Source organism: Promicromonospora sp. Marseille-Q5078 (assembly GCF_050315395.1).
Taxonomy (GTDB): domain Bacteria; phylum Actinomycetota; class Actinomycetes; order Actinomycetales; family Cellulomonadaceae; genus Isoptericola.
Window position 1 is genome coordinate 1,209,921 of record NZ_JBNPQG010000001.1, and the last position, 23,039, is coordinate 1,232,959.

Here is a 23,039-nt window from a genome sequence, read left to right on the forward strand (position 1 = left end):
GGCCGTCCGCGGATCCGGAACCGGCCGGCAGCCGGCCCTCCGGCCCGGCTTCCGACCTTCCACCGACAAGGGGTAACGCACCGTGGCACTCGACGTGCTGACCGACCTGAACAAGGTCCGCAACATCGGCATCATGGCCCACATCGATGCCGGCAAGACCACCACCACCGAGCGCATCCTGTTCTACACGGGTGTGAACTACAAGATCGGTGAGACGCACGACGGTGCGTCGACGATGGACTGGATGGAGCAGGAGCAGGAGCGCGGCATCACGATCACGTCCGCCGCGACGACCTGCTACTGGAAGGACAACCAGATCAACATCATCGACACCCCGGGTCACGTCGACTTCACGGTCGAGGTGGAGCGCTCCCTGCGCGTGCTCGACGGCGCGGTCGCGGTGTTCGACGGCAAGGAGGGCGTGGAGCCCCAGTCGGAGACCGTGTGGCGTCAGGCCGACAAGTACGACGTCCCGCGCATCTGCTTCGTCAACAAGATGGACAAGCTGGGCGCCGACTTCTACTTCACGGTCGACACCATCATCAACCGCCTCAAGGCGAGGCCGCTGGTCATCCAGCTGCCGATCGGTGCCGAGAACGACTTCACCGGCGTCGTCGACCTGCTCGAGATGAAGGCGCTGGTCTGGCACGGCGAGACCAAGCTCGGCGAGACCTACGAGGTCGAGGAGATCCCCGCCGACCTGCAGGAGAAGGCCGAGCAGTACCGGGCCGAGCTCGTCGAGGCCGTCGCCGAGGCGGACGACGACCTGCTCGAGAAGTTCCTCGGTGGCGAGGAGCTCACCATCGCCGAGATCAAGTCGGGCATCCGCAAGCTCGTCGTGCGCTCCGAGGCCTTCCCGGTGCTGTGCGGCTCGGCGTACAAGAACAAGGGCGTGCAGCCCATGCTCGACGCCGTCATCGACTACCTGCCGTCCCCGCTCGACGTGCCTGCCATCGAGGGACACGACGTCAAGGACGCGGAGAAGGTCGTCGAGCGTCACGCGGACGCTTCGGAGCCGTTCTCGGGTCTGGCGTTCAAGGTCGCGACCCACCCGTTCTTCGGCAAGCTCACCTACGTGCGCGTGTACTCCGGCAAGGTCGACCAGGGCGCCCAGGTGCTCAACACGACCAAGGGCAAGAAGGAGCGCATCGGAAAGCTCTTCCAGATGCACTCCAACAAGGAGAACCCGGTCGACGAGGCTCAGGCCGGGCACATCTACGCGTTCATCGGGCTCAAGGACGTCACCACGGGTGACACCCTGAGCGACCCGGGAAACCCGGTCATCCTCGAGGCCATGTCCTTCCCCGAGCCGGTCATCGACGTCGCCATCGAGCCGAAGACGAAGGCCGACCAGGAGAAGATGTCGACCGCGATCCAGAAGCTCCTGGCCGAGGACCCGACGTACCGCGTCAGCCTGGACGAGGAGACCGGCCAGACCGTCATCGGCGGCATGGGCGAGCTCCACCTCGACATTCTCGTCGACCGCATGCGGCGCGAGTTCAAGGTCGAGGCCAACGTCGGCAAGCCGCAGGTCGCGTACCGCGAGACGATCCGCCGTGCGGCGGAGAAGATCGACTACACGCACAAGAAGCAGACCGGTGGCTCGGGCCAGTTCGCGAAGGTCCAGGTGACCTTCGAGCCGCTCGACACGTCCGAGGGCGAGCTCTACGAGTTCGACAACTCCGTGACCGGTGGCCGTATCCCGCGCGAGTACATCCCCTCCGTCGACGCCGGCATCCAGTCGGCGATGCAGCAGGGCGTGCTGGCCGGGTTCCCCGTGGTCGGGGTCAAGGCCACGCTGCTCGACGGTGCCTACCACGACGTCGACTCCTCGGAGATGGCGTTCAAGATCGCCGGCTCGATGGTCTTCAAGGAGGGCATCAAGCGGGCCGACCCGGTGCTGCTCGAGCCCGTCATGGCCGTCGAGGTCCGGACGCCCGAGGAGTACATGGGCGAGGTGATCGGCGACCTCAACTCGCGTCGTGGGATGATCCAGTCCATGGAGGACGCGACCGGTGTCAAGGTCGTGCGCGCCCAGGTACCGTTGAGCGAGATGTTCGGGTACATCGGTGACCTGCGTTCCAAGACGCAGGGCCGCGCGGTGTACTCGATGCAGTTCGACAGCTACGCCGAGGTTCCTCGCAACGTTGCTGACGAGATCATCAAGAAGACCCGGGGCGAGTGAGCCCCCACAGGTCGACGACCAGCACAACCATCAACCTGTAGGAAGCCGCAACGCCCCGCGGGTCTAGGCTTGATCGGCCAACACCCGCAACGTTCGGAACATCTACCCAAGTCCCAGGAGGACCCCAGTGGCTAAGGCCAAGTTCGAGCGGACCAAGCCGCACGTCAACATCGGCACGATCGGGCACGTCGACCACGGCAAGACGACGCTGACGGCTGCGATCTCGAAGACGCTTGCGGACACGTACCCCGACCTTCCGGCGAACACGCAGCGCAACTTCGACGAGATCGACGCCGCGCCGGAGGAGAAGCAGCGCGGCATCACGATCAACATCGCGCACATCGAGTACGAGACGCCCAAGCGTCACTACGCGCACGTCGATGCTCCGGGTCACGCCGACTACATCAAGAACATGATCACCGGTGCCGCCCAGATGGACGGCGCGATCCTGGTGGTCGCGGCGACCGACGGTCCGATGGCCCAGACGCGCGAGCACGTGCTCCTGGCCCGCCAGGTCGGCGTGCCCTACCTGCTCGTCGCGCTGAACAAGGCCGACATGGTCGACGACGAGGAGATCCTCGAGCTCGTCGAGATGGAGGTCCGCGAGCTGCTGTCGTCGCAGGAGTTCGACGGCGACAACGCTCCGGTCGTGCGTGTCTCCGGCCTCAAGGCCCTCGAGGGCGACGCCGAGTGGACCAAGAAGGTCCTGGAGCTCATGGAGGCCGTGGACGAGAACGTCCCCGACCCCGTGCGCGAGCTCGACAAGCCGTTCCTCATGCCGATCGAGGACGTCTTCACCATCACCGGCCGCGGCACCGTCGTGACCGGCAAGGTGGAGCGTGGCACGCTCGACGTCAACTCCGAGGTCGAGATCGTCGGTATCCGCCAGCCGCAGAAGACCACGGTCACCGGTATCGAGACGTTCCACAAGCAGATGGACCAGGCCCAGGCCGGCGACAACACCGGTCTGCTCCTGCGTGGCATCAAGCGCGAGGACGTCGAGCGCGGCCAGGTCGTCGTGAAGCCGGGTTCGATCACCCCGCACACCGACTTCGAGGCTCAGGTCTACATCCTGGGCAAGGACGAGGGTGGGCGTCACAACCCGTTCTACTCGAACTACCGTCCGCAGTTCTACTTCCGTACCACGGACGTCACCGGCGTCATCACGCTGCCCCAGGGCACCGAGATGGTCATGCCCGGCGACAACACCGAGATGACGGTCGCGCTGATCCAGCCGATCGCCATGGAGGAGGGCCTCGGCTTCGCCATCCGTGAGGGTGGCCGTACGGTCGGGTCCGGCCGTGTCACCAAGATCATCAAGTGATCTGCTGATCACCAGCTGATCGCCTGAGCAGGAGGCCCGGGCCCGTCGAGGGTCCGGGCCTCCTGCGTGCAGGGCGGTCGATGCGTCCGGCGTCACAGCGGTCGAACCTCGTTCCGGCTTGGAATACTAGGGTTCCCTGTGGCAAGATGTTCAGGTTGCCTGTCACGGGCGCGTTCTTTCTCGTGTCGAACAGTGTGTAGCACCACGGTGCGCGACGGTCCGGATCTCCGGAGCGGTTCGCGTCGCCTGGAGCGGATCCCCTCCCGGAGAGGGGTCGCGGGGTTGCCGGCTGTCGACGCGCGTGAGCGCCCCGCGGGACACATGTCTCGACAGGCCCGACAAACGTCGTGGTCCGCCCCGCGGACCACAATCAACGGCCCCACGCCGATCAGGTGTGTGCCCGAGCGTGTCGCACTGGTTTGCCACTTAGTGCGACACGCCCGAGCGCGGGGGTCGGACAGTAGCGGTTCGAGAGAGAGAGTCAGACGACGCCATGGCGGGACAGAAGATCCGCATCCGGCTCAAGTCCTACGACCACGAGGTCATCGACAGCTCGGCGCGCAAGATCGTCGACACGGTGACGCGCGCTGGTGCGACGGTCGTGGGTCCGGTGCCGCTGCCGACGGAGAAGAACGTCTTCACCGTCATCCGGTCGCCTCACAAGTACAAGGACAGCCGCGAGCACTTCGAGATGCGTACGCACAAGCGGCTCATCGACATCATCGATCCCACGCCGAAGGCCGTCGACTCGCTCATGCGTATCGACCTGCCTGCCGACGTGAACATCGAGATCAAGCTCTGAGGCTGGGATACATCATGACCAACCAGCAGAAGAACGTGACCGCGGTGCTCGGCACCAAGCTCGGTATGACGCAGCTGTGGGACGACGAGGGTCGCCTCGTCCCCGTCACCGTCGTGGCCGTCCCGACCAACGTCGTGACGCAGGTCCGCGCCGCTGAGGGCGACGGCTACGCCGCCGTCCAGCTCGCCGCCGGCCAGATCGACCCGCGCAAGGTCACCAAGCCGCTCAAGGGCCACTTCGAGAAGGCCGGCGTCACGCCGCGTCGTCACGTCGCCGAGGTCCGCACCGAGGACGCTGCCGAGTACACGCTCGGTCAGGAGATCACCGCCGCCGCCTTCGAGGCGGGCGTCGTGGTCGACGTCGTCGGCACCACCAAGGGCAAGGGCACCGCCGGTGTCATGAAGCGCCACGGCTTCTCCGGCGTCGGCGCCTCGCACGGTGCCCACCGCAACCACCGCAAGGCCGGCTCGATCGGTGGCGCCTCGACGCCGTCGCGAGTCTTCAAGGGCCTGCGGATGGCCGGTCGCATGGGCCACGCCCGCCAGACCGTCCAGAACCTGACCGTCCACGCGGTCGACGCCGAGAAGGGTCTGCTGCTCGTCAAGGGCGCGGTTCCCGGCCCCAAGGGCGGCGTCGTCGTCGTGCGTACCGCTGCGAAGGGTGCGTGACCTCCATGGCCAACCAGACCGTCGACGTGCTCGACGCCCAGGGCAAGAAGGCCGGCAAGGCCGACCTCCCCGCTGAGGTGTTCGACGTCGCCGCCAACGTCCCGCTGATCCACCAGGTGGTCGTGGCGCAGCGCGCCGCCGCCCGCCAGGGGACCCACGCGACCAAGACCCGCGGCGAGGTCCGCGGCGGTGGCCGCAAGCCGTACAAGCAGAAGGGCACCGGCCGCGCCCGTCAGGGTTCGACCCGCGCCCCGCAGTTCGCCGGTGGTGGCACCGTCCACGGCCCGCAGCCGCGCAAGTACGACCAGCGGACCCCGAAGAAGATGAAGGCCGCCGCCCTCCGCGGCGCGCTCTCCGACCGGGCTCGCGCCGGCCGCGTCCACGTGGTCTCCGGCTTCGGTATCGACGGTGCGCCGTCGACCCGGACCGCGGTCAAGACGCTCGCAGCGCTCACCGAGCGCACCCACGTCCTCGTGGTCACCGAGCGTTCGGACGAGCTGACGATCAAGTCGCTCCGCAACGTCGAGCAGGTCCACCTGCTGACCGCGGACCAGCTCAACACCTACGACGTTCTCGTCTCCGACGACGTCGTCTTCACGGAGGGTGCGCTCGCCGCGTTCCTCGCCGGCCCGTCCACGGGCAAGTCCGTGAAGGCTGTCGCGACGGAGTCCGAGGCGGCCGAGACCGAGGAGGCCACGAAGTGACCGCCGTGACGAAGGACCCGCGCGACATCCTGATCGCGCCGGTCGTCTCCGAGAAGTCCTACAACCTCCTCGACGAGGGCAAGTACACCTTCGTCGTGGACCCGCGGGCCAACAAGACCGAGATCAAGATCGCGGTCGAGCAGGTCTTCGGTGTCAAGGTCGACTCGGTCAACACGATCAACCGCAAGGGCAAGGCGCGTCGCACGCGCTTCGGCCTGGGCAAGCGCAAGGACACGAAGCGCGCGATCGTGACCCTCCGTGAGGGCACGATCGACATCTTCGGCGGTCCGGCTTCCTGAGGCGCAGAGAGCAGATCGAGGACTAACCCATGGGAATCCGTAAGTACAAGCCGACGACGCCCGGACGCCGCGGCTCCAGCGTCGCCGACTTCGTCGAGATCACGCGCTCGCAGCCGGAGAAGTCTCTGGTCCGTCCGCTGTCCAAGACGGGTGGGCGCAACAACTCCGGTCGCATCACCACCCGGCACAAGGGCGGTGGCCACAAGCGTGCCTACCGCGTGATCGACTTCCGTCGCCACGACAAGGACGGCGTGCCCGCCAAGGTCGCGCACATCGAGTACGACCCGAACCGCACGGCTCGGATCGCGCTCCTGCACTACGCGGACGGCACGAAGCGCTACATCCTCGCGCCGAACAAGCTGTCGCAGGGCGACGTCGTCGAGGCCGGTGCCGGCGCCGACATCAAGCCCGGCAACAACCTGCCGCTGCGCAACATCCCGACCGGTACGGTCATCCACGCCGTCGAGCTCCGGCCCGGTGGCGGCGCGAAGATCGCCCGTTCGGCCGGTGCGTCCGTGCAGCTCGTCGCAAAGGACGGCCCGTACGCCCAGCTGCGTATGCCGTCCGGCGAGATCCGCAACGTCGACCTGCGCTGCCGCGCGACGGTCGGCGAGGTGGGCAACGCCGAGCAGTCGAACATCAACTGGGGCAAGGCCGGCCGCATGCGGTGGAAGGGCGTCCGCCCGACCGTCCGTGGCGTGGTCATGAACCCGGTCGACCACCCGCACGGTGGTGGTGAGGGCAAGACCTCCGGTGGTCGCCACCCGGTCAGCCCGTGGGGCCAGCCCGAGGGCCGGACCCGCCGCCCGAACAAGCCGAGCGACAAGCTGATCGTCCGCCGTCGCCGCACTGGCAAGAAGCGCTGAAAAGGAGCCTGACAGATGCCTCGTAGCCTGAAGAAGGGCCCCTTCGTCGACGACCACCTGCAGAAGAAGGTGGACGCTCAGAACGAGAAGGGGACCAAGAACGTCATCAAGACCTGGTCCCGTCGGTCGGTCATCACGCCCGACTTCCTCGGCCACACCTTCGCCGTGCACGACGGCCGGAAGCACACTCCGGTCTTCGTCACCGAGGCGATGGTCGGCCACAAGCTCGGCGAGTTCGCTCCCACGCGAACCTTCCGCGGCCACGTGAAGGACGACAAGAAGGGTCGCCGCCGCTGACTCCGGTCAGCCAGGTGGAGACCCCGACGGTCTGAGAAAAGGAAGCAGGACAGCAATGGAAGCCAAGGCGCAGGCGCGGTTCGTCCGTGTCACGCCCCAGAAGGCCCGGCGCGTCGTGGACCTCATCCGTGGCAAGCAGGCCGCCGAGGCCGTCGCGGTGCTGAAGTTCGCGCCGCAGGCAGCGAGCGAGCCCATCCGCAAGGTTGTGGAGAGCGCCGTCGCGAACGCCCGGGTGAAGGCCGACCGCGCCAGCGAGCGCTTCGACGAGACGGAACTCTTCGTCTCGGCGGCGTTCGTCGACGAGGGGCCGACGCTCAAGCGGTTCCGTCCGCGGGCGCAGGGGCGTGCGAGCCAGATCCTCAAGCGCACCAGCCACATCACCGTGGTCGTCGCACCGCGTGAGCAGAAGGAAGGGGCCCGATAGTGGGGCAGAAGGTTCACCCGCACGGGTACCGCCTCGGCATCACCACCGACCACCGGTCGCGCTGGTTCGCCGACAGCACCAAGCCTGGTCAGCGGTACCGCGACTACGTTCGCGAGGACGTGGCGATCCGCAAGCTCATGAGCACCGGTCTCGAGCGGGCCGGCATCTCCAAGGTCGAGGTCGAGCGCACCCGCGACCGCGTCCGCGTGGACATCCACACGGCGCGTCCGGGCATCGTCATCGGTCGCCGGGGTGCCGAGGCCGACCGCATCCGCGGCGAGCTCGAGAAGCTCACGGGCAAGCAGGTCCAGCTCAACATCCTCGAGGTCAAGAACGCGGAGATCGACGCGCAGCTGGTCGCGCAGGGCATCGCCGAGCAGCTCGCGAGCCGCGTCTCGTTCCGCCGCGCCATGCGCAAGGGCATCCAGTCCGCGCAGCGCGCCGGCGCCAAGGGGATCCGCGTGCAGGTCTCGGGTCGTCTCGGCGGCGCCGAGATGAGCCGGTCGGAGTTCTACCGCGAGGGTCGTGTGCCGCTGCACACGCTGCGCGCGTACATCGACTACGGCTTCTTCGAGGCCCGCACCACCTTCGGCCGCATCGGCGTGAAGGTGTGGATCTACAAGGGCGACATCACCGAGAAGGAGTTCGCCGCGCAGCAGGCCACCGCCGCGCCCCGTCAGGGTCGTGGCCGTGGTGGCGAGCGTGGGGAGCGCCGCGGTGGCCCTCGTCGCCCCGAGCGTCAGGCCCAGCCGGCCGCCGAGTCCGCCCCCGCGTCCGACGCGGCCCAGGCACCGGCGGAGCAGGCTGCGGCCCCCGAGTCCGGAACGGAGGCCTGAGTCATGCTGATCCCCCGCAGGCTCAAGCACCGCAAGCAGCACCACCCGAAGCGCTCCGGCGCGGCGAAGGGTGGCACCACGATCGCCTTCGGCGACTACGGCATCCAGGCTCTCGAGCCCGCCTACGTCACCAACCGGCAGATCGAGGCTGCTCGTATCGCGATGACCCGCCACATCAAGCGTGGCGGCAAGGTCTGGATCAACATCTACCCGGACCGTCCCCTGACCAAGAAGCCCGCCGAGACCCGCATGGGTTCCGGCAAGGGCTCGCCCGAGTGGTGGGTCGCCAACGTCAAGCCGGGCCGGATCGTCTTCGAGCTGGCCGGTGTCGAGGAGGAGCTGGCTCGTGAGGCCATGCGCCGCGCGATCCACAAGCTCCCGATGAAGTGCCGTTTCGTGGTGCGCGAGGGTGGTGCGAACTGATGGCAGTCGGAACCAAGGGCATGGCCCCCGCTGACCTGGACGGCTTCGACGACGAGAAGCTCGTCGCCGAGCTGAAGAAGGCCAAGGAGGAGCTCTTCAACCTCCGTTTCCAGTCGGCCACCGGCCAGCTGGAGTCCCACGGTCGGATCAAGGCCGTCAAGCGCGACATCGCGCGGATCTACACGGTCCTGCACGAGCGCGAGCTCGGTATCCGCACGGCCCCGAGCGTGAGTGAGTGAGGCATCGATGAGCGAGAACACCAACGCGGTGGCCGCCGACGCCACTGAGCGCAGCACGCGCAAGGTGCGTCGTGGTTACGTCGTCAGCGACAAGATGGAGAAGACCATCGTCGTCGAGGTCGAGGACCGCAAGAAGCACCCCCTGTACGGCAAGGTCCTGCGCACCACCACCAAGGTGAAGGCGCACGACGAGCAGAACTCCGCCGGTATCGGCGACCTGGTCGAGATCATGGAGACCCGTCCGCTGTCCGCGACCAAGCGGTGGCGCCTGACGGAGATCCTCGAGAAGGCCAAGTGATCCAGAAGGTCTTCTGACCTTCGGCCGGGGCGGGCCGTGACACACGTATGCGGCCCGCCCCGACCACCACAGCAACTATCCGTTCGGCAAGGCTCGCCCGGGACGTCCTGGGACGAGAACCAGCTCGACGACAGGAGATCAATCGATGATCCAGCAGGAGTCGCGACTGCGGGTCGCCGACAACACGGGTGCCAAGGAGATTCTCTGCATCCGTGTTCTCGGTGGATCCGGCCGTCGCTACGCCGGTATCGGCGACACGATCGTCGCCACCGTCAAGGACGCGATCCCCGGCGGCAACGTGAAGAAGGGCGACGTGGTCAAGGCCGTCGTCGTCCGGACCGCCAAGGAGCGCCGTCGTCCCGACGGTTCCTACATCAAGTTCGACGAGAACGCCGCCGTGATCCTCAAGAACGACGGGGAGCCCCGTGGTACTCGCATCTTCGGCCCGGTCGGGCGCGAGCTGCGCGACAAGCGGTTCATGAAGATCGTCTCGCTGGCGCCGGAGGTGCTCTGACCATGGCGAAGATCAAGAAGGGCGACCAGGTGATCGTCATCGCCGGTCGCGACAAGGGCAAGACGGGCCGCGTGCTCGAGGTCCTCAAGGACTCCGACCGCATCGTGGTCGAGGGCGTGCAGCGTGTCACCAAGCACGTCAAGGCCGGCCAGACGGCTCGCGGCACCCGCACGGGTGGCATCGAGACCGTCGAGGCGCCGATCCACGTCTCGAACGTGATGGTCGTCGACCCGGAGACCAAGAAGGGCACGCGCGTCGGGTTCCGTACCGAGCAGGTCGAGCGCGACGGCCGTACCCGCACCGTTCGCGTGCGCGTCGCCAAGCGTTCCGGGAAGGACATCTGATGACCGAGACCACTCTCGAGGCCCCGGCCAACCCGCGCCTCAAGCAGAAGTACCGCGAGGACATCGTCGCGGCGCTGCTCGAGGAGTTCGGCCACCAGAACATCCAGCAGGTCGCCGGTCTCACCAAGATCGTCGTCAACATGGGTGTCGGTGACGCCGCGAAGGACTCCAAGCTCATCGAGGGCGCGATCCGCGACCTCACGGCGATCACGGGGCAGAAGCCCCAGGTGACCCGGGCCAAGAAGTCGATCGCGCAGTTCAAGCTGCGCGAGGGCATGCCGATCGGCGCGCACGTCACGCTGCGCGGCGACCGCATGTGGGAGTTCCTCGACCGCCTGCTGTCGATCGCGCTGCCGCGTATCCGCGACTTCCGCGGCCTGAGCCCGAAGCAGTTCGACGGGCACGGCAACTACACCTTCGGTCTCACGGAGCAGTCGATGTTCCACGAGATCGACCAGGACAAGATCGACCGCGTCCGCGGCATGGACATCACGGTCGTGACCACGGCGACGACCGATGACGAGGGCCGCTCCCTGCTGCGCCGTCTCGGCTTCCCCTTCAAGGAGAACTGACATGGCGAAGAAGGCCCTGATCAACAAGGCGAACGCCAAGCCGAAGTTCGCCGTCCGCGCCTACACCCGGTGCCAGCGCTGCGGCCGTCCGCACTCGGTCTACCGCAAGTTCGGCCTGTGCCGGATCTGCGTGCGGGAGATGGCCCACCGCGGCGAGCTCCCCGGCGTCACCAAGAGCAGCTGGTAAAACCACTACGCCGAAGGTCCGGGCGGTGCGAAGGCACCCCTGGATACCCCGGCGAGGAAGGGCTGGAGCCCAATGACCATGACAGACCCCATCGCAGACATGCTCACGCGTCTGCGTAACGCGAACTCGGCGCACCACGAGTCGGTCACCATGCCGCACTCGAAGCTGAAGTCGAACATCGCGGAGATCCTGCAGGCGCAGGGTTACATCACCGGTTGGAACGTCGAGGACGCGAAGGTGGGCAAGTCCCTCACCCTCACCCTCAAGTACGGTCCGAGCCGCGAGCGCGCCCTCACCGGCGTTCGCCGCGTGTCGAAGCCCGGTCTGCGCGTGTACGCGAAGTCCACCAACCTGCCCCAGGTCCTCGGCGGCCTCGGCGTGGCGATCCTGTCCACGTCCTCTGGCCTGCTGACGGACCGTCAGGCACAGGCCAAGGGCGTCGGCGGCGAAGTCCTCGCCTACGTCTGGTAATCCGGAAAGGAGAGATCGCCATGTCTCGAATCGGCAAGCTTCCCGTTCCGGTCCCCGCCGGCGTGGACGTCACCATCAGCGGTGCGCTCGTGACCGTCAAGGGCCCCAAGGGGACCCTGGAGCACACGGTGCCCACCCCCATCACGGTCGCTCAGGACGACGGCACCCTCGTGGTGTCGCGCCCGGACGACGAGCGGCAGTCCCGTGCGCTGCACGGCCTGACCCGCACCCTCCTGGCCAACATCGTCACCGGTGTGACCCAGGGCTATGAGAAGAAGCTCGAGATCGTCGGTACCGGTTACCGCGTGGCCGCCAAGGGTCAGAGCCTGGAGTTCGCTCTCGGCTTCTCGCACCCGGTCACCGTCGCCGCTCCGGAGGGCATCACCTTCGCGGTGGAGAGCCCGACGAAGTTCTCGGTCGCGGGCATCGACAAGCAGCAGGTCGGCGAGGTCGCAGCGAACATCCGCAAGATCCGCAAGCCCGAGCCCTACAAGGGCAAGGGCGTGCGCTACGCCGGCGAGGTCGTCCGCCGCAAGGTCGGAAAGGCTGGTAAGTGATGGCTCTCAAGGTTCTGGGCAAGGGCAAGGCCGTCGCTCGTCAGCGCCGTCACCTGCGCCTGCGCAAGAAGATCAAGGGCACCGCGTCGCGTCCGCGCCTCGTCGTGACCCGTTCGTCGCGCCACATGGTGGCGCAGGTCGTGGACGACACGGTCGGCAAGACCGTCGCCTCCGCCTCGACTCTCGAGGCGGACCTGCGTGCCCTCGACGGCGACAAGACGGCGAAGGCACGCAAGGTCGGCGAGCTCGTCGCCGCGCGTGCCAAGGCCGCCGGCGTCGAGACCGTGGTCTTCGACCGCGGTGGCAACAAGTACCACGGTCGGGTGGCTGCGGTCGCCGACGGCGCCCGGGAAGCGGGGCTGGAGCTGTGATGGCCGACGTCCGCGAGTTCGCACGGAAGATGAGGATCCTCTGATGGCTGCAGGGCAGCGCACCGGCGCCCCCCAGGGCGCCAACGAGTCCAACAAGAACGACGGCCGCCGTGGCGGCGGCCGTCGCGACGACCGCCGTGGCGGCGGTCGTGGCGACGCGGCCGACAAGAACGCCTTCGTCGAGCGCGTGGTGACGATCAACCGCGTCTCGAAGGTCGTCAAGGGCGGTCGCCGCTTCAGCTTCACCGCGCTGGTCGTGGTGGGCGACGGCGACGGCACCGTCGGTGTCGGCTACGGCAAGGCCAAGGAGGTGCCCGCGGCGATCGCCAAGGGTGTCGAGGAGGCGAAGAAGAGCTTCTTCCGCGTCCCGCGCATCCAGGGCACCATCCCGCACCCCGTCACGGGTGAGGAGGCCGCCGGCGTCGTGTTCCTGCGTCCGGCCTCGCCGGGTACCGGTGTGATCGCCGGTGGTCCGGTGCGCGCCGTGCTGGAGTGCGCCGGCATCCACGACGTGCTGAGCAAGTCGCTCGGCTCGTCGAACTCGATCAACATCGTGCACGCCACCGTCGCGGCCCTCAAGGGCCTCGAGGAGCCGGCCGCCGTGGCCGCCCGCCGTGGTCTGCCGCTCGAGGACGTGGCCCCGGCCGCGCTCCTGCGTGCGCAGGCTGCCGGGCTCGCGGACAAGGCCGCCAAGGCTGACGAGAAGGTGGGTGCGTGATGCCTCGCCTGAAGGTCACCCAGGTCAAGTCCGCCATCGGCGGCAAGCAGAACCAGCGTGACACGCTGCGGACCCTCGGCCTCAAGCGGATCGGCGACACCGCCGTGAAGGAGGACCGTCCGGAGATCCGTGGCATGGTCACCACGGTGGCGCACCTCGTCACCGTCGAGGAGGTCGAGTGATCATGGCCGACAACACCGAGAAGTCGCAGCCGCTCAAGGTGCACCACCTTCGTCCGGCCGACGGCGCCAAGACCGCCCGCACCCGTGTGGGTCGTGGTGAGGCGTCGAAGGGCAAGACGGCAGGTCGCGGTACCAAGGGTACGAAGGCTCGCTACCAGGTTCCCGAGCGCTTCGAGGGTGGGCAGATGCCTCTGCACATGCGCCTCCCGAAGCTGCGCGGGTTCAAGAACCCGTTCCGCGTCGAGTACCAGGTCGTCAACCTGGACAAGCTCGCCGCGCTGTACCCCGAGGGTGGCTCCGTCACCGTCGAGGGCCTCGTCGCCAAGGGCGCGGTCCGCAAGGGCCAGCCGGTGAAGGTGCTCGGCACGGGCGAGATCACCGTCAAGCTGGACGTCACGGTCGACCGCGTCTCCGGCTCCGCCAAGGACAAGATCCTGGCGGCCGGCGGCACGGTCTCCGAGGACTGACATCCGCATCAGGGCCGGCGGCGCACACGCGCTGCCGGCCCTGTGTGCTCCCGGCGTGCTCCGGCAGGTCAGGCCCCCGCGACGGCGTGTGGTCTGGCTCACTGGTCCGGGGCACGTAGAATCCGTCACGGTCCGCGCCGCGCCTCCGGAGTTCCGGCGGTCGGCGAGCCCGGGGCACCCGGCCGGACCGACGACCGAGTCGGCGTGACGGCGGCGTGACCCACGGGTCGCGGTGCCGGGAGCTCGCGCCACACCTCGCCGGTCCCCGGCGACACGACAACCCGCCGCGGCGGGCCAGGAGGATAGGTGCTCAGCGCATTCGGCCGGGCTTTCCGGACACCGGACCTGCGGCGCAAGCTGCTGTTCACGATCGCGATCATGGCGCTCTTCCGGGTGGGGTCGCTCGTGCCCTCGCCCGGTGTCGACTACGGCAACGTGCAGCAGTGCGTGGCCGACCTCGAGGGCAGCACGTCGCTGCTGGGGCTCGTCAACGTGTTCAGCGGCGGGGCGCTCCTGCAGCTGTCGATCTTCGCGCTCGGCATCATGCCGTACATCACCGCGAGCATCATCGTGCAGCTGCTCCGCGTGGTCATCCCGCGCTTCGAGGCCCTGCACAAGGAGGGCCAGTCGGGGCAGTCCAAGCTCACGCAGTACACGCGCTACCTGACGATCGCCCTCGCGATCCTGCAGTCGACCACGATCATCACGACCGCTCGCACGGGGATGCTGTTCCCGGGCTGCAACGTCGACGTCATCGCGGACGACAGCTTCGTGACCGCCACGCTGATGGTCATCACGATGACGGCCGGCACGGGCCTGGTCATGTGGCTGGGCGAGATGATCACGGAGCGCGGCGTCGGCAACGGCATGTCGCTCCTCATCTTCACGTCGATCGCGGCGAGCTTCCCGTCCGCCCTGTGGTCGATCGCGGGCGGCGCCAACGGCCCGCTGAACTTCATCGTGATGATCGCGGTCATCGTGCTCGTCGTCGGGCTGGTCGTCTTCGTCGAGCAGTCGCAGCGCCGCATCCCGGTGCAGTACGCGAAGCGCATGGTGGGCCGCCGCATGTACGGCGGCACCAGCACGTACATCCCGATCAAGATCAACATGGCCGGCGTCATCCCGGTCATCTTCGCGGCGTCGATCCTCGCGATCCCCGGCCTGATCGCCCAGTTCGGCGACCAGACCGCGGACTGGGTGGTGTGGATCTCCAACAACCTGGTCCAGCAGTCCGACCCGCTGTACATCGTGCTGTACGTGCTGATGGTCATCTTCTTCGCGTTCTTCTACACGTCGATCACGTTCAACCCGGACGAGGTCGCGGACAACATGAAGAAGTACGGCGGGTTCATCCCGGGCATCCGTGCGGGCCGGCCCACCGCCGAGTACCTCGACTACGTGATCACACGCATCACGTCCGCGGGCTCGATCTACCTGGCGATCGTGGCGCTCATCCCCACGATCGTGCTCGTGGTCCTGGGGGTGACCACGAACATCCCGTTCGGTGGTACCTCGATCCTCATCATCGTCGGTGTCGGCCTCGAGACCGTGAAGCAGATCGACTCCCAGCTCCAGCAGCGTCATTACGAAGGGTTCCTCCGTTGACCGAGACGAACGAAGGCGGCACCACGGGTGCCACGCCGACCACCCGCCGCGAGCTCCACGGCGCCCGCAGCGCCGAGGCGCGGGTGACGCGCCTGGTGATCATGGGGCCGCAGGGCGCCGGCAAGGGCACGCAGGCCGCCCGCCTCGCCGAGCTGTTCGACATCCCCGCGATCTCGACGGGCGACATCTTCCGCGCCAACATCAAGGGCGGCACGGAGCTCGGCAGGCTCGCGCAGGAGTACAGCGCCAAGGGCGAGCTCGTGCCCGACGAGGTCACGGACCAGATGGTGCGCTCGCGCCTCGGCGAGGACGACGCGAGGTCCGGCTTCCTGCTCGACGGCTACCCGCGCAACGCGCACCAGGTCGAGGCGCTCGACGCCATCCTGGCCGACCTCGGCTGGGAGCTGGACGGCGTCATCGAGCTCACCGCCGCGCGCGAGGAGCTGCTCGCGCGGATCGCCAAGCGCGCCGAGATCGAGGGCCGCGAGGACGACACCCCGGACGCGATCGCCCGCCGGCTCGACATCTACGACGAGCAGACGGCGCCCCTGACCGCGGCGTACGCCGAGCGAGGCCTGCTGGCGCAGGTGGACGGCATCGGCGAGGTCTCCGAGGTCACCGAGCGCGTGGTCCAGGCGCTGGCCGCCGAGCTGGGCTGAGGTTCGTCGACATGATCTTCGGGTCGCGCGAGCGCGTCGAGCTCAAGACGCTCGACCAGGTGCGCGTCATGCGGCGCGCCGGGCTGGTCGTCGCGTCGGCGCTGGACGCCGTCCGCACGGCCGCGCGGCCCGGCATGACGACGGCGGACCTCGACGAGGTCGCCGCACGGACCATCGCCGCCGCCGGGGCGAAGCCCTCGTTCCTCGGCTACATGGGCTACCCGGCGACGATCTGCGTCTCCGTGGGTGACGAGGTCATCCACGGCATCCCCGGGGCGCGCGTGCTGGAGGTCGGGGACGTCGTGTCCGTGGACTGCGGCGCGATCGTGGACGGCTGGCACGGCGACTCGGCATTGAGCCTCGTGCTCGGCCCGGACGGCGCGCTCGACGTCGACGCACCCTCGGACGGTGCGGACGGTGCGGACGGTGCGGACAGGGCCGACCTCGACCTGGTCCGCGCCACGCGGACCGCGATGTGGGCCGGGATCGCCGCCCTCGCCGGCGGCAAGCGGCTGAACGACGTCGGGACGGCGGTGGAGGCCGCCGTCGAGCTGGCGGGCGGTGCCACCGACGTGGAGTACGGCATCGTCGAGGACTACGTCGGGCACGGCATCGGCACCGCGATGCACCAGCCGCCGGACGTCGTGAACTTCCGCACCTCGGATCGCGGGCCGCGGCTCCGCCCGGGCATGTGCCTCGCGGTGGAGCCGATGGTCACGCGGGGGAGCGGCGACACCCGGGTGCTGGAGGACGACTGGACGGTCGTGACCCAGGACGGCGCGCGCGCCGCGCACTGGGAGCACACGGTGGCGCTCCTCGAGGACGGCATCAGCGTGCTGACCGCCCCCGACGGCGGGCGGGCGGGGCTCGCCCCGTTCGAGGTCGAGCCCGTGACCCTCGACGTGTGACCAACGACCACCTGGGCGCCGGTTCGCAGCTGCTGGTCTCATGGAGTACGATGATCCGTCGGGTGTAGTCCGTTCGGCAGTTCCTCGATGCAGCCGCTCGACAGTGGCGCTTGCAGATCAGCACCGCACCGGCCTGAGCGCCGGTCGGTGCGGCCGAGGATGAGCAGGCGGCACGCACGACATCCGAGCACACGTCATGTCGATGGCGGGCGCCCGGGGCCAGACGAGAGTTAGCGGAGGACATGGCAAAGAAGGACGGCGTCATCGAGATCGAGGGCAGCGTGGTCGAGGCCCTGCCGAACGCGATGTTCCGTGTGGAGCTCGCGAACGGCCACAAGGTCCTCGCGCACATCTCGGGCAAGATGCGTCAGCACTACATCCGGATCCTCCCGGAGGACCGTGTCGTGGTCGAGCTCAGCCCGTACGACCTGTCCCGCGGTCGGATCGTCTACCGCTACAAGTAACCCCCATCCCATCGAGCGCCGTCGGGGCGCCGGCACCTGCCGGCGTGCGTACGGCGGCGGAGGAACACTGATGAAGGTCAAGCCGAGCGTCAAGAAGATCTGCGACAAGTGCAAGGTGATCCGCCGGCACGGTCGCGTCATGGTGATCTGCGAGAACCTGCGCCACAAGCAGCGCCAGGGCTGATCGCAGCCACCTGCTGACGGCACACGCTCGCCGTCGGACACAGCGCACCACCACGAACCTCGACCCCCCGCTTTCGGAGCGAAGCTCCCGCGGGAAGTCGAGGGGAACCTCCGGTCCAGGGGCCGGGGCCCGCGGTACTCGCGGGAGGGCGGTGCGGCAGACCTCTGGAAGAAGTACAGGAGCCGGAAGGCACATGGCACGTCTGATCGGCGTCGACCTCCCCCGCGACAAGCGGCTCGAGGTTGCGCTCACCTACATCTACGGCGTCGGCCGTACCCGCGCCCAGCAGACGCTGGCCGCTACCGGGATCAACCCGGACCTGCGCGTCAAGGACCTCGGCGACGACCAGCTGGTCGCCCTCCGCGACCACCTCGAGTCGAACTTCCAGCTCGAGGGTGACCTCCGCCGCGAGGTCGCCGCCGACATCCGCCGCAAGGTGGAGATCGGCACCTACCAGGGCCTGCGTCACCGCCGCGGCCTTCCGGTGCGCGGTCAGCGCACCAAGACCAACGCGCGCACCCGCAAGGGTCCGAAGCGCACCGTGGCGGGCAAGAAGAAGGCCCGCTGACGCCAGCAGTCCGGCACGCAGGCGCACCTCGCTGACGCCAGCACCGGTCCGACGACCTCAGACCAGGAGAGAACGAGCACATGCCTCCCAAGACCCGCGCCACGGCCGGGCGCAAGCCGCGCCGCAAGGACAAGAAGAACGTCCCGCTCGGCCAGGCGCACATCAAGAGCACCTTCAACAACACGATCGTCTCGATCACCGACCCCTCGGGCGCCGTGATCTCGTGGGCGTCCGCCGGCCACGTCGGCTTCAAGGGCTCCCGCAAGTCCACGCCGTACGCCGCGCAGCTCGCTGCCGAGTCGGCTGCCCGCCGCGCCCAGGAGCACGGTGTCAAGAAGGTCGACGTCTTCGTCAAGGGCCCGGGTTCCGGTCGTGAGACCGCGATCCGCTCCCTGCAGGCGACCGGCCTCGAGGTCGGTTCGATCCAGGACGTGACCCCCCAGGCGCACAACGGCTGCCGTCCCCCGAAGCGCCGCCGCGTCTGACCCTTCCGACGTCGTCGGGCCCGGGCCGAGAGATCGGCCCGGCCCGACGACGCCGCAGGCTGCCCGGGCGGGTGGACCGAGTCCCGCCCCGGGGCCGCGAGCTCTCTCGCGGATCCGTGATGCGTCATATGGCGGACGCACACTGAAAGGACCTGACCGTGCTCATCGCACAGCGCCCCTCCCTGACCGAAGAGGTCATCTCGGAGTACCGCTCGCGCTTTTCCATCGAGCCGCTCGAGCCTGGCTTCGGCTACACGCTCGGCAACTCGCTGCGCCGCACCCTGCTGTCGTCCATCCCGGGCGCGGCCGTCACCTCCATCCGCATCGACGGAGTGCTCCACGAGTTCTCCACCGTGCCGGGTGTGAAGGAGGACGTCACCGAGATCATCCTCAACATCAAGAACCTCGTCGTCTCCTCCGAGAACGACGAGCCCGTCGTGATGTACCTGCGCAAGACGGGTGCGGGCGTGGTCACCGCCGCGGACATCGTGCCGCCGGCGGGCGTCGAGGTGCACAACCCGGACCTGCACGTCGCCACGCTCAACGACAAGGGCAAGCTCGAGATCGAGCTCACCGTCGAGCGCGGTCGTGGCTACGTGTCGGCGGCGCAGAACAAGAACGACGAGGCCGAGATCGGCCGCATCCCCGTCGACTCGATCTACTCGCCGGTCCTCAAGGTCACCTACAAGGTCGAGGCCACCCGTGTCGAGCAGCGCACGGACTTCGACAAGCTGATCGTCGACGTCGAGTCGAAGGCCGCGATCGCTCCCCGCGACGCGCTCGCCTCGGCCGGCAAGACGCTCGTCGAGCTGTTCGGTCTCGCCCGCGAGCTGAACGTCGAGGCCGAGGGCATCGAGATCGGCCCGTCGCCGACGGACTCCGCGCTGGCCGCGGACCTGGCGCTGCCGATCGAGGAGCTCAACCTCACGATCCGGTCGTACAACTGCCTCAAGCGCGAGGGCATCCACCAGGTGGGTGAGCTGGTCGCGCGCAGCGAGGCCGATCTGCTCGACATCCGCAACTTCGGTGCGAAGTCCATCAACGAGGTCAAGGAGAAGCTCGCCGAGCTGGGCCTCTCGCTGAAGGACTCGCCGCTCGACTTCGACCCGTCCAGCGCCGCGTACTTCAGCGGTGGGGACGACGAGGCCACGTACACCGACGAGCAGTCGTACTGACGTCTCCGCGCCCGCAGCAGCCCGCTCGACCTGACCGGGCCGCGCGGTGCGGAACCACCCTCAAGGAGAACCAGAAATGCCTACCCCCACCAAGGGTCCGCGGCTCGGTGGCAGCCCGGCTCACGAGCGACTGATCCTCGCGAACCTGTCGACCTCGCTCTTCGAGCACGGCCGCATCACCACCACCGAGACGAAGGCGAAGCGCCTGCGCCCCCTGGCCGAGCGCCTGATCACCTTCGCCAAGCGCGGTGACCTGCACGCCCGTCGCCGGGTGCTGACCGTCGTCCGCGACAAGTCCGTGGTGCACACGCTGTTCACCGAGATCGCCCCGGCCATGGCCGAGCGCAACGGTGGCTACACGCGCATCACCAAGATCGGCAACCGCAAGGGCGACAACGCGCCCATGGCGGTCATCGAGCTCGTCACCGAGCCCGTGAGCCCGAAGCAGGCCGTCGTCAAGGAGGCCACGAAGGCCGCCGAGAAGGCTGCCAAGGTCGAGGACGAGGCCGCCGTCGAGGCGACCGAGGAGACCACCGAGGCCCCCGCCGCGGAGGCGGCCGAGGCTCCGGCCGAGGCGCCCGCCGAGGAGAAGTCCGAGGGCTCCAAGGAGGCCTGACCTCCCGCAGCTCCTGCTCACGACGCAGCCCCGCGCCACCCGAGGTGGCGCGGGGCTGCGTCGTCCCCGGGGGCGGTGCATGGCACGGTGGGTGCATGGCTGCTCGCACCGTCCCCGTCGTGCTCGTCCACGGGTCCCGGACGTCGTCCACGATGTGGCGCCGGCAGCTGGCCGCGCTGGATGCGGCCGGGGTCCCCGCCCGCGCCGTCGACCTGCCCGGCCACGGCGGGCGCCGCGACGAGGCGTTCACGCTGGACGCCGCCCTCACGACGATCCGTGAGGCCGTCGACGCGGTCGGCGGCCCTGCCCTGGTGGCCGGGCTGTCCCTGGGCGGGTACCTGGCCGTCGAGCACCGCGCGCGCTTCCCCGAGGAGAGTGCGGGGCTCGTCGCGGCCTCGTGCAGCACCCCGACGTCGTCCGGGGTGCGCCCGGCCTGGCTGCGGCTCGCCCGGTGGATCGAGGGCTGGCCCGATCAGGGGGCGCGGCTCAACGGCGCCTTCGTGCGCGCCGCGCTCGACGCCGAGAGCGCGCGGGACATGGGGGCGGGCGGCTTCGCGCTGCAGGTGATGAGCCAGGTGCTGCGCGAGCTGGAGCTCACCGACACGCTCGGCGCGCTGGCCGCGGGGCGCAGTCCCGTGTGGGTCGTCAACGGCCGGTACGACCACTTCCGCACCCGGGAGCGCGCGTTCGTCGCCGCGGCCGCGGCAGGAGGGGTGCCGGTGCGGCTCGTCGTCGTGCCGCACGCCCGGCACCTCGTGAGCCTGGACGCGCCCGTCGCGTTCACGCGGGTGCTCCTCGAGGCCGCCGCCGTGGCCGCCCGGTCCGGGGCCGGGTCAGGCGGGCAGCAGGTCCCAGGCGCGCGCGCCGCCGACGAGGGCGGCGGTGTTCGGCACGACGACGACGTCGTCGCCCAGGCGGTCGAGCGCGGCCGGGGTGATGCGGCGGGAGTTGCCGCCGCCCAGGTAGAGCCGGTCCCAGCGGAAGACCGGCCGTAGCCCGTCGACCATGGCGACCACCCGCCGCGACCACAAGCCGTCGCCGAGGCGCCGCCGCTCCGGCTCGCCGATGTACTGGTCGTAGGTGGCGCCGCGACGCACGGGCGCGTGCGACCACTCGAGGTGCGGGGCGAGGCGGCCGCCGTCGAAGAGCGCCGACCCGAGACCCGTGCCGAGCGTGAGCACCAGCTCGAGGCCGGAGCCGGCGACGACGCCCGCGCCGTGCGCCTCCGCGTCGTTGAGCACCATCGCCGGCACCCCGAGCCGCCGGGCGAGCGCGCCGCGGACGTCGAAGCTCTCCCACGCCGCCACCAGCTCCGGCAGCACCCGCGAGCGGGGGCCGGACCGGGTGATGTAGTGCGGGGTGTGCACCACGACGCCGTGGCGGATCATGCCCGGCATCCCGAGCGTCGCGCGGTGCGCCGGGGGCAGCCGGTCGGCGATCCCCGCCACGGTGTCCAGCAGCAGCTGCGGGGGCAGCGGGTACGGGGTGGGCACCCGCACGGGGGCCGCGTGCGCGGTGCCCGCGGAGTCCAGCACGGCGGCCTTGATGCCTCCGCCGCCGCAGTCGACGGCGAGGGTCAGCACGTCGGCGCGCACGGGCGCCGGGGTGGCGACCTGGTCGCCGGGCCGGGGTTCGGGGGTGTGCGCCGTGGCGCCTGCGTGGACCATCAGGAGACATCATCCGGCCACAATGGGGCGGTGAGCACGCCGACACCCCCCGCCACGACCCCGGGACCGCCCGCCGACACCCTCCGGGTGCGCCTCGACCTCGCCTACGACGGCACCCGGTTCGCCGGCTGGGCCACCCAGCCCCGGCTGCGCACCGTGCAGGGGGTGCTCGAGGACGCCCTGGCCACCGTGCTGCGCACGGGACCGCTCGGCCTGCCCCGCCCGCGGCTGACGGTCGCCGGCCGCACCGACGCGGGCGTGCACGCGCGGGGACAGGTCGCGCACGTCGACGTCCCGCGCGAGCGGTGGGACGTGCTGCCCGGTCGCTCCGACCGGGAGCCGGGCGTCGCCCTCGCCGACCGTCTGGCGGGGGTGCTGCCGCCCGACGTGGTCGTGCACCGGGCCGCCGAGGCGCCCGCAGGGTTCGACGCCCGGTTCTCCGCGCTGCACCGCCGCTACGCCTACCGCGTGGCCGACCGCCCCGCGCTGCGCGACCCGCTGCGCCGCGACTGGGTGCTGTGGCACCGGCGGCCGCTCGACGTCGAGGCGATGCACCGCGCGATGCAGCCGCTGGTCGGGCTGCACGACTTCGCGGCCTTCTGCAAGCCGCGGGAGGGAGCCACGACGATCCGCGAGCTCACGCACCTCGCGTGGGACCGGCCGGACGCCGGGCCGGACGCCGGGCTCGCCGTCGCCACCGTGCAGGCGGACGCGTTCTGCCACTCGATGGTGCGCGCGCTGGTCGGGATGTCGTTGGCGGTGGGGGAGGGGCGCCGGGACGCCGACGCGCCCGCGGCGGTCCTGGCGGGGCGGTCGCGGTCGGCCGCCGCGGGCGTCGTCGCGGCGCGCGGGCTCGTCCTCGAGCACGTGGCCTACCCGGACGACGACGCGCTGGCCGCGAGGGCCGATCGGGTCCGCGCCCGGCGGGACCCGGGCGAGGTGGACTGACAGGAGGTCTGC

Annotated in this window: 34 protein-coding genes and 1 pseudogene; 34 read left to right on the forward strand and 1 reads right to left on the reverse strand. The window is 69.5% G+C overall.

Annotated elements, in window-relative coordinates; all coding sequences use genetic code 11:
- Positions 1-82: 82 nt before the first annotated feature.
- The 33 genes and pseudogenes from fusA to ACQFYA_RS05665 all read left to right on the forward strand — a co-directional run.
- Positions 83-2,185, forward strand: a complete 2,103-nt coding sequence (fusA, locus tag ACQFYA_RS05505; protein WP_499122093.1) for an elongation factor G — start codon at positions 83-85, stop codon at positions 2,183-2,185.
- A 127-nt stretch (positions 2,186-2,312) separates the two neighbouring features.
- Positions 2,313-3,509 carry an elongation factor Tu gene (gene tuf / locus ACQFYA_RS05510; protein ID WP_499122094.1) on the forward strand — a complete coding sequence of 399 codons (1,197 nt, stop codon included), beginning with the start codon at positions 2,313-2,315 and terminating at the stop codon, positions 3,507-3,509.
- Between the two features lie 493 nt (positions 3,510-4,002).
- The gene (gene rpsJ / locus ACQFYA_RS05515; protein WP_013837837.1) at positions 4,003-4,311 is read left to right on the forward strand and encodes a 30S ribosomal protein S10; all 309 of its coding nucleotides are present in this window, start codon (positions 4,003-4,005) and stop codon (positions 4,309-4,311) included.
- A 14-nt stretch (positions 4,312-4,325) separates the two neighbouring features.
- Positions 4,326-4,979: a 50S ribosomal protein L3 gene (rplC, locus tag ACQFYA_RS05520; protein ID WP_499122095.1), complete on the forward strand. Its 654-nt coding sequence runs from the start codon at positions 4,326-4,328 to the stop codon at positions 4,977-4,979.
- Between the two features lie 5 nt (positions 4,980-4,984).
- Positions 4,985-5,683 carry a 50S ribosomal protein L4 gene (rplD, locus tag ACQFYA_RS05525; RefSeq protein WP_499127444.1) on the forward strand — a complete coding sequence of 233 codons (699 nt, stop codon included), beginning with the start codon at positions 4,985-4,987 and terminating at the stop codon, positions 5,681-5,683.
- Positions 5,680-5,982: a 50S ribosomal protein L23 gene (gene rplW / locus ACQFYA_RS05530; protein WP_079572420.1), complete on the forward strand. Its 303-nt coding sequence runs from the start codon at positions 5,680-5,682 to the stop codon at positions 5,980-5,982. The genes rplD and rplW overlap by 4 nt, the downstream gene beginning before the upstream one ends.
- A gap of 29 nt (positions 5,983-6,011) precedes the next feature.
- The gene (gene rplB, locus ACQFYA_RS05535; RefSeq protein WP_499122096.1) at positions 6,012-6,848 is read left to right on the forward strand and encodes a 50S ribosomal protein L2; all 837 of its coding nucleotides are present in this window, start codon (positions 6,012-6,014) and stop codon (positions 6,846-6,848) included.
- Positions 6,849-6,863: 15 nt separating this feature from the next.
- Positions 6,864-7,145, forward strand: coding sequence for a 30S ribosomal protein S19 (gene rpsS / locus ACQFYA_RS05540; RefSeq protein WP_075829208.1), 282 nt, complete (start codon positions 6,864-6,866; stop codon positions 7,143-7,145).
- 55 nt (positions 7,146-7,200) lie between these two features.
- Positions 7,201-7,569, forward strand: coding sequence for a 50S ribosomal protein L22 (gene rplV, locus ACQFYA_RS05545; protein ID WP_079572426.1), 369 nt, complete (start codon positions 7,201-7,203; stop codon positions 7,567-7,569).
- Positions 7,569-8,405 (forward strand): 30S ribosomal protein S3, encoded by an 837-nt coding sequence (gene rpsC / locus ACQFYA_RS05550; protein ID WP_499122097.1) that lies wholly within the window; start codon positions 7,569-7,571, stop codon positions 8,403-8,405. Before rplV ends, rpsC begins: the two co-directional genes overlap by 1 nt.
- Before the next feature lie 3 nt (positions 8,406-8,408).
- Positions 8,409-8,828 carry a 50S ribosomal protein L16 gene (gene rplP, locus ACQFYA_RS05555; RefSeq protein WP_499122099.1) on the forward strand — a complete coding sequence of 140 codons (420 nt, stop codon included), beginning with the start codon at positions 8,409-8,411 and terminating at the stop codon, positions 8,826-8,828.
- Positions 8,828-9,067, forward strand: a complete 240-nt coding sequence (gene rpmC, locus ACQFYA_RS05560) for a 50S ribosomal protein L29 (protein WP_079572432.1) — start codon at positions 8,828-8,830, stop codon at positions 9,065-9,067. Before rplP ends, rpmC begins: the two co-directional genes overlap by 1 nt.
- A gap of 7 nt (positions 9,068-9,074) precedes the next feature.
- The gene (rpsQ, locus tag ACQFYA_RS05565; RefSeq protein ID WP_499122100.1) at positions 9,075-9,365 is read left to right on the forward strand and encodes a 30S ribosomal protein S17; all 291 of its coding nucleotides are present in this window, start codon (positions 9,075-9,077) and stop codon (positions 9,363-9,365) included.
- Between the two features lie 145 nt (positions 9,366-9,510).
- A complete protein-coding gene (gene rplN, locus ACQFYA_RS05570; protein WP_380321634.1) occupies positions 9,511-9,879 on the forward strand; it encodes a 50S ribosomal protein L14 in 369 nt (122 codons plus the stop codon).
- A 2-nt stretch (positions 9,880-9,881) separates the two neighbouring features.
- Complete coding sequence (rplX, locus tag ACQFYA_RS05575) at positions 9,882-10,223, forward strand: 50S ribosomal protein L24 (protein WP_429764760.1); 342 nt, start codon at positions 9,882-9,884, stop codon at positions 10,221-10,223.
- Positions 10,223-10,795 carry a 50S ribosomal protein L5 gene (rplE, locus tag ACQFYA_RS05580; protein WP_499122101.1) on the forward strand — a complete coding sequence of 191 codons (573 nt, stop codon included), beginning with the start codon at positions 10,223-10,225 and terminating at the stop codon, positions 10,793-10,795. The genes rplX and rplE overlap by 1 nt, the downstream gene beginning before the upstream one ends.
- A 1-nt stretch (position 10,796) precedes the next feature.
- The gene (locus ACQFYA_RS05585) at positions 10,797-10,982 is read left to right on the forward strand and encodes a type Z 30S ribosomal protein S14 (RefSeq protein ID WP_079572442.1); all 186 of its coding nucleotides are present in this window, start codon (positions 10,797-10,799) and stop codon (positions 10,980-10,982) included.
- Positions 10,983-11,054: 72 nt separating this feature from the next.
- Complete coding sequence (rpsH, locus tag ACQFYA_RS05590) at positions 11,055-11,453, forward strand: 30S ribosomal protein S8 (protein ID WP_499122102.1); 399 nt, start codon at positions 11,055-11,057, stop codon at positions 11,451-11,453.
- 20 nt (positions 11,454-11,473) lie between these two features.
- Positions 11,474-12,010: a 50S ribosomal protein L6 gene (gene rplF, locus ACQFYA_RS05595; protein ID WP_499122103.1), complete on the forward strand. Its 537-nt coding sequence runs from the start codon at positions 11,474-11,476 to the stop codon at positions 12,008-12,010.
- Positions 12,010-12,381 (forward strand): 50S ribosomal protein L18, encoded by a 372-nt coding sequence (gene rplR, locus ACQFYA_RS05600; protein WP_499122104.1) that lies wholly within the window; start codon positions 12,010-12,012, stop codon positions 12,379-12,381. The genes rplF and rplR overlap by 1 nt, the downstream gene beginning before the upstream one ends.
- 43 nt (positions 12,382-12,424) lie before the next feature.
- Positions 12,425-13,099: a 30S ribosomal protein S5 gene (gene rpsE, locus ACQFYA_RS05605; protein ID WP_499122105.1), complete on the forward strand. Its 675-nt coding sequence runs from the start codon at positions 12,425-12,427 to the stop codon at positions 13,097-13,099.
- On the forward strand, positions 13,099-13,281 hold the full coding sequence (gene rpmD, locus ACQFYA_RS05610) for a 50S ribosomal protein L30 (RefSeq protein WP_079573239.1): 183 nt from the start codon (positions 13,099-13,101) through the stop codon (positions 13,279-13,281). The genes rpsE and rpmD overlap by 1 nt, the downstream gene beginning before the upstream one ends.
- A gap of 2 nt (positions 13,282-13,283) precedes the next feature.
- The gene (gene rplO, locus ACQFYA_RS05615) at positions 13,284-13,748 is read left to right on the forward strand and encodes a 50S ribosomal protein L15 (RefSeq protein WP_499122106.1); all 465 of its coding nucleotides are present in this window, start codon (positions 13,284-13,286) and stop codon (positions 13,746-13,748) included.
- 306 nt (positions 13,749-14,054) lie between these two features.
- Positions 14,055-15,353: a preprotein translocase subunit SecY gene (gene secY / locus ACQFYA_RS05620; protein WP_499122107.1), complete on the forward strand. Its 1,299-nt coding sequence runs from the start codon at positions 14,055-14,057 to the stop codon at positions 15,351-15,353.
- Positions 15,354-15,454: 101 nt separating this feature from the next.
- Positions 15,455-16,012, forward strand: a complete 558-nt coding sequence (locus ACQFYA_RS05625; protein ID WP_499127445.1) for an adenylate kinase — start codon at positions 15,455-15,457, stop codon at positions 16,010-16,012.
- A gap of 11 nt (positions 16,013-16,023) precedes the next feature.
- On the forward strand, positions 16,024-16,920 hold the full coding sequence (locus ACQFYA_RS05630) for a type I methionyl aminopeptidase (RefSeq protein ID WP_499122108.1): 897 nt from the start codon (positions 16,024-16,026) through the stop codon (positions 16,918-16,920).
- A gap of 242 nt (positions 16,921-17,162) precedes the next feature.
- On the forward strand, positions 17,163-17,384 hold the full coding sequence (infA, locus tag ACQFYA_RS05635) for a translation initiation factor IF-1 (protein ID WP_012867920.1): 222 nt from the start codon (positions 17,163-17,165) through the stop codon (positions 17,382-17,384).
- 70 nt (positions 17,385-17,454) lie between these two features.
- Positions 17,455-17,568, forward strand: coding sequence for a 50S ribosomal protein L36 (rpmJ, locus tag ACQFYA_RS05640; protein ID WP_009740505.1), 114 nt, complete (start codon positions 17,455-17,457; stop codon positions 17,566-17,568).
- Positions 17,569-17,761: 193 nt separating this feature from the next.
- Positions 17,762-18,136 carry a 30S ribosomal protein S13 gene (gene rpsM / locus ACQFYA_RS05645; protein ID WP_499122109.1) on the forward strand — a complete coding sequence of 125 codons (375 nt, stop codon included), beginning with the start codon at positions 17,762-17,764 and terminating at the stop codon, positions 18,134-18,136.
- 80 nt (positions 18,137-18,216) lie between these two features.
- Positions 18,217-18,621, forward strand: a complete 405-nt coding sequence (rpsK, locus tag ACQFYA_RS05650; protein ID WP_225564409.1) for a 30S ribosomal protein S11 — start codon at positions 18,217-18,219, stop codon at positions 18,619-18,621.
- A gap of 158 nt (positions 18,622-18,779) precedes the next feature.
- Positions 18,780-19,796 carry a DNA-directed RNA polymerase subunit alpha gene (locus ACQFYA_RS05655; protein WP_499122110.1) on the forward strand — a complete coding sequence of 339 codons (1,017 nt, stop codon included), beginning with the start codon at positions 18,780-18,782 and terminating at the stop codon, positions 19,794-19,796.
- A 76-nt stretch (positions 19,797-19,872) separates the two neighbouring features.
- Entirely contained in the window at positions 19,873-20,412 is a 540-nt protein-coding gene (gene rplQ, locus ACQFYA_RS05660; RefSeq protein WP_499122111.1) for a 50S ribosomal protein L17, read from the forward strand.
- 152 nt (positions 20,413-20,564) lie between these two features.
- Positions 20,565-21,134: pseudogene (locus ACQFYA_RS05665) on the forward strand (alpha/beta fold hydrolase); the annotation flags it as partial.
- 111 nt (positions 21,135-21,245) lie between these two features.
- On the opposite strand, the gene ACQFYA_RS05670 reads toward ACQFYA_RS05665, so the two are convergent.
- Complete coding sequence (locus tag ACQFYA_RS05670) at positions 21,246-22,079, reverse strand: ROK family protein (RefSeq protein WP_499122112.1); 834 nt, start codon at positions 22,077-22,079, stop codon at positions 21,246-21,248.
- Positions 22,080-22,109: 30 nt separating this feature from the next.
- Here ACQFYA_RS05670 and truA point away from each other — a divergent pair, with 30 nt between their 5' ends.
- Complete coding sequence (gene truA, locus ACQFYA_RS05675; RefSeq protein ID WP_499122114.1) at positions 22,110-23,027, forward strand: tRNA pseudouridine(38-40) synthase TruA; 918 nt, start codon at positions 22,110-22,112, stop codon at positions 23,025-23,027.
- Positions 23,028-23,039: the final 12 nt, after the last annotated feature.

What these genes read in the sequence shown, in the direction of transcription:
- rplX (WP_429764760.1), top strand. Translation starts at nt 9,882, where the DNA reads ATGGCGAAGATCAAGAAGGGCGACCAGGTGATCGTCATCGCCGGTCGC.
- rplR (WP_499122104.1), top strand. Translation starts at nt 12,010, where the DNA reads ATGGCTCTCAAGGTTCTGGGCAAGGGCAAGGCCGTCGCTCGTCAGCGC.
- rplP (WP_499122099.1), top strand. Translation starts at nt 8,409, where the DNA reads ATGCTGATCCCCCGCAGGCTCAAGCACCGCAAGCAGCACCACCCGAAG.
- rplB (WP_499122096.1), top strand. Translation starts at nt 6,012, where the DNA reads ATGGGAATCCGTAAGTACAAGCCGACGACGCCCGGACGCCGCGGCTCC.
- rpmC (WP_079572432.1), top strand. Translation starts at nt 8,828, where the DNA reads ATGGCAGTCGGAACCAAGGGCATGGCCCCCGCTGACCTGGACGGCTTC.
- rplN (WP_380321634.1), top strand. Translation starts at nt 9,511, where the DNA reads ATGATCCAGCAGGAGTCGCGACTGCGGGTCGCCGACAACACGGGTGCC.
- rplE (WP_499122101.1), top strand. Translation starts at nt 10,223, where the DNA reads ATGACCGAGACCACTCTCGAGGCCCCGGCCAACCCGCGCCTCAAGCAG.
- rpsJ (WP_013837837.1), top strand. Translation starts at nt 4,003, where the DNA reads ATGGCGGGACAGAAGATCCGCATCCGGCTCAAGTCCTACGACCACGAG.
- infA (WP_012867920.1), top strand. Translation starts at nt 17,163, where the DNA reads ATGGCAAAGAAGGACGGCGTCATCGAGATCGAGGGCAGCGTGGTCGAG.
- rpsE (WP_499122105.1), top strand. Translation starts at nt 12,425, where the DNA reads ATGGCTGCAGGGCAGCGCACCGGCGCCCCCCAGGGCGCCAACGAGTCC.
- rpsM (WP_499122109.1), top strand. Translation starts at nt 17,762, where the DNA reads ATGGCACGTCTGATCGGCGTCGACCTCCCCCGCGACAAGCGGCTCGAG.
- ACQFYA_RS05585 (WP_079572442.1), top strand. Translation starts at nt 10,797, where the DNA reads ATGGCGAAGAAGGCCCTGATCAACAAGGCGAACGCCAAGCCGAAGTTC.
- rplV (WP_079572426.1), top strand. Translation starts at nt 7,201, where the DNA reads ATGGAAGCCAAGGCGCAGGCGCGGTTCGTCCGTGTCACGCCCCAGAAG.
- rpsK (WP_225564409.1), top strand. Translation starts at nt 18,217, where the DNA reads ATGCCTCCCAAGACCCGCGCCACGGCCGGGCGCAAGCCGCGCCGCAAG.
- rplF (WP_499122103.1), top strand. Translation starts at nt 11,474, where the DNA reads ATGTCTCGAATCGGCAAGCTTCCCGTTCCGGTCCCCGCCGGCGTGGAC.
- ACQFYA_RS05630 (WP_499122108.1), top strand. Translation starts at nt 16,024, where the DNA reads ATGATCTTCGGGTCGCGCGAGCGCGTCGAGCTCAAGACGCTCGACCAG.
- rpmJ (WP_009740505.1), top strand. Translation starts at nt 17,455, where the DNA reads ATGAAGGTCAAGCCGAGCGTCAAGAAGATCTGCGACAAGTGCAAGGTG.
- rplO (WP_499122106.1), top strand. Translation starts at nt 13,284, where the DNA reads ATGGCCGACAACACCGAGAAGTCGCAGCCGCTCAAGGTGCACCACCTT.
- ACQFYA_RS05625 (WP_499127445.1), top strand. Translation starts at nt 15,455, where the DNA reads ATGGGGCCGCAGGGCGCCGGCAAGGGCACGCAGGCCGCCCGCCTCGCC.
- rpmD (WP_079573239.1), top strand. Translation starts at nt 13,099, where the DNA reads ATGCCTCGCCTGAAGGTCACCCAGGTCAAGTCCGCCATCGGCGGCAAG.
- rplQ (WP_499122111.1), top strand. Translation starts at nt 19,873, where the DNA reads ATGCCTACCCCCACCAAGGGTCCGCGGCTCGGTGGCAGCCCGGCTCAC.
- rpsH (WP_499122102.1), top strand. Translation starts at nt 11,055, where the DNA reads ATGACCATGACAGACCCCATCGCAGACATGCTCACGCGTCTGCGTAAC.
- ACQFYA_RS05670 (WP_499122112.1), bottom strand. Translation starts at nt 22,079, where the DNA reads ATGGTCCACGCAGGCGCCACGGCGCACACCCCCGAACCCCGGCCCGGC.
- rpsS (WP_075829208.1), top strand. Translation starts at nt 6,864, where the DNA reads ATGCCTCGTAGCCTGAAGAAGGGCCCCTTCGTCGACGACCACCTGCAG.
- rplD (WP_499127444.1), top strand. Translation starts at nt 4,985, where the DNA reads ATGGCCAACCAGACCGTCGACGTGCTCGACGCCCAGGGCAAGAAGGCC.
- rplC (WP_499122095.1), top strand. Translation starts at nt 4,326, where the DNA reads ATGACCAACCAGCAGAAGAACGTGACCGCGGTGCTCGGCACCAAGCTC.
- rpsQ (WP_499122100.1), top strand. Translation starts at nt 9,075, where the DNA reads ATGAGCGAGAACACCAACGCGGTGGCCGCCGACGCCACTGAGCGCAGC.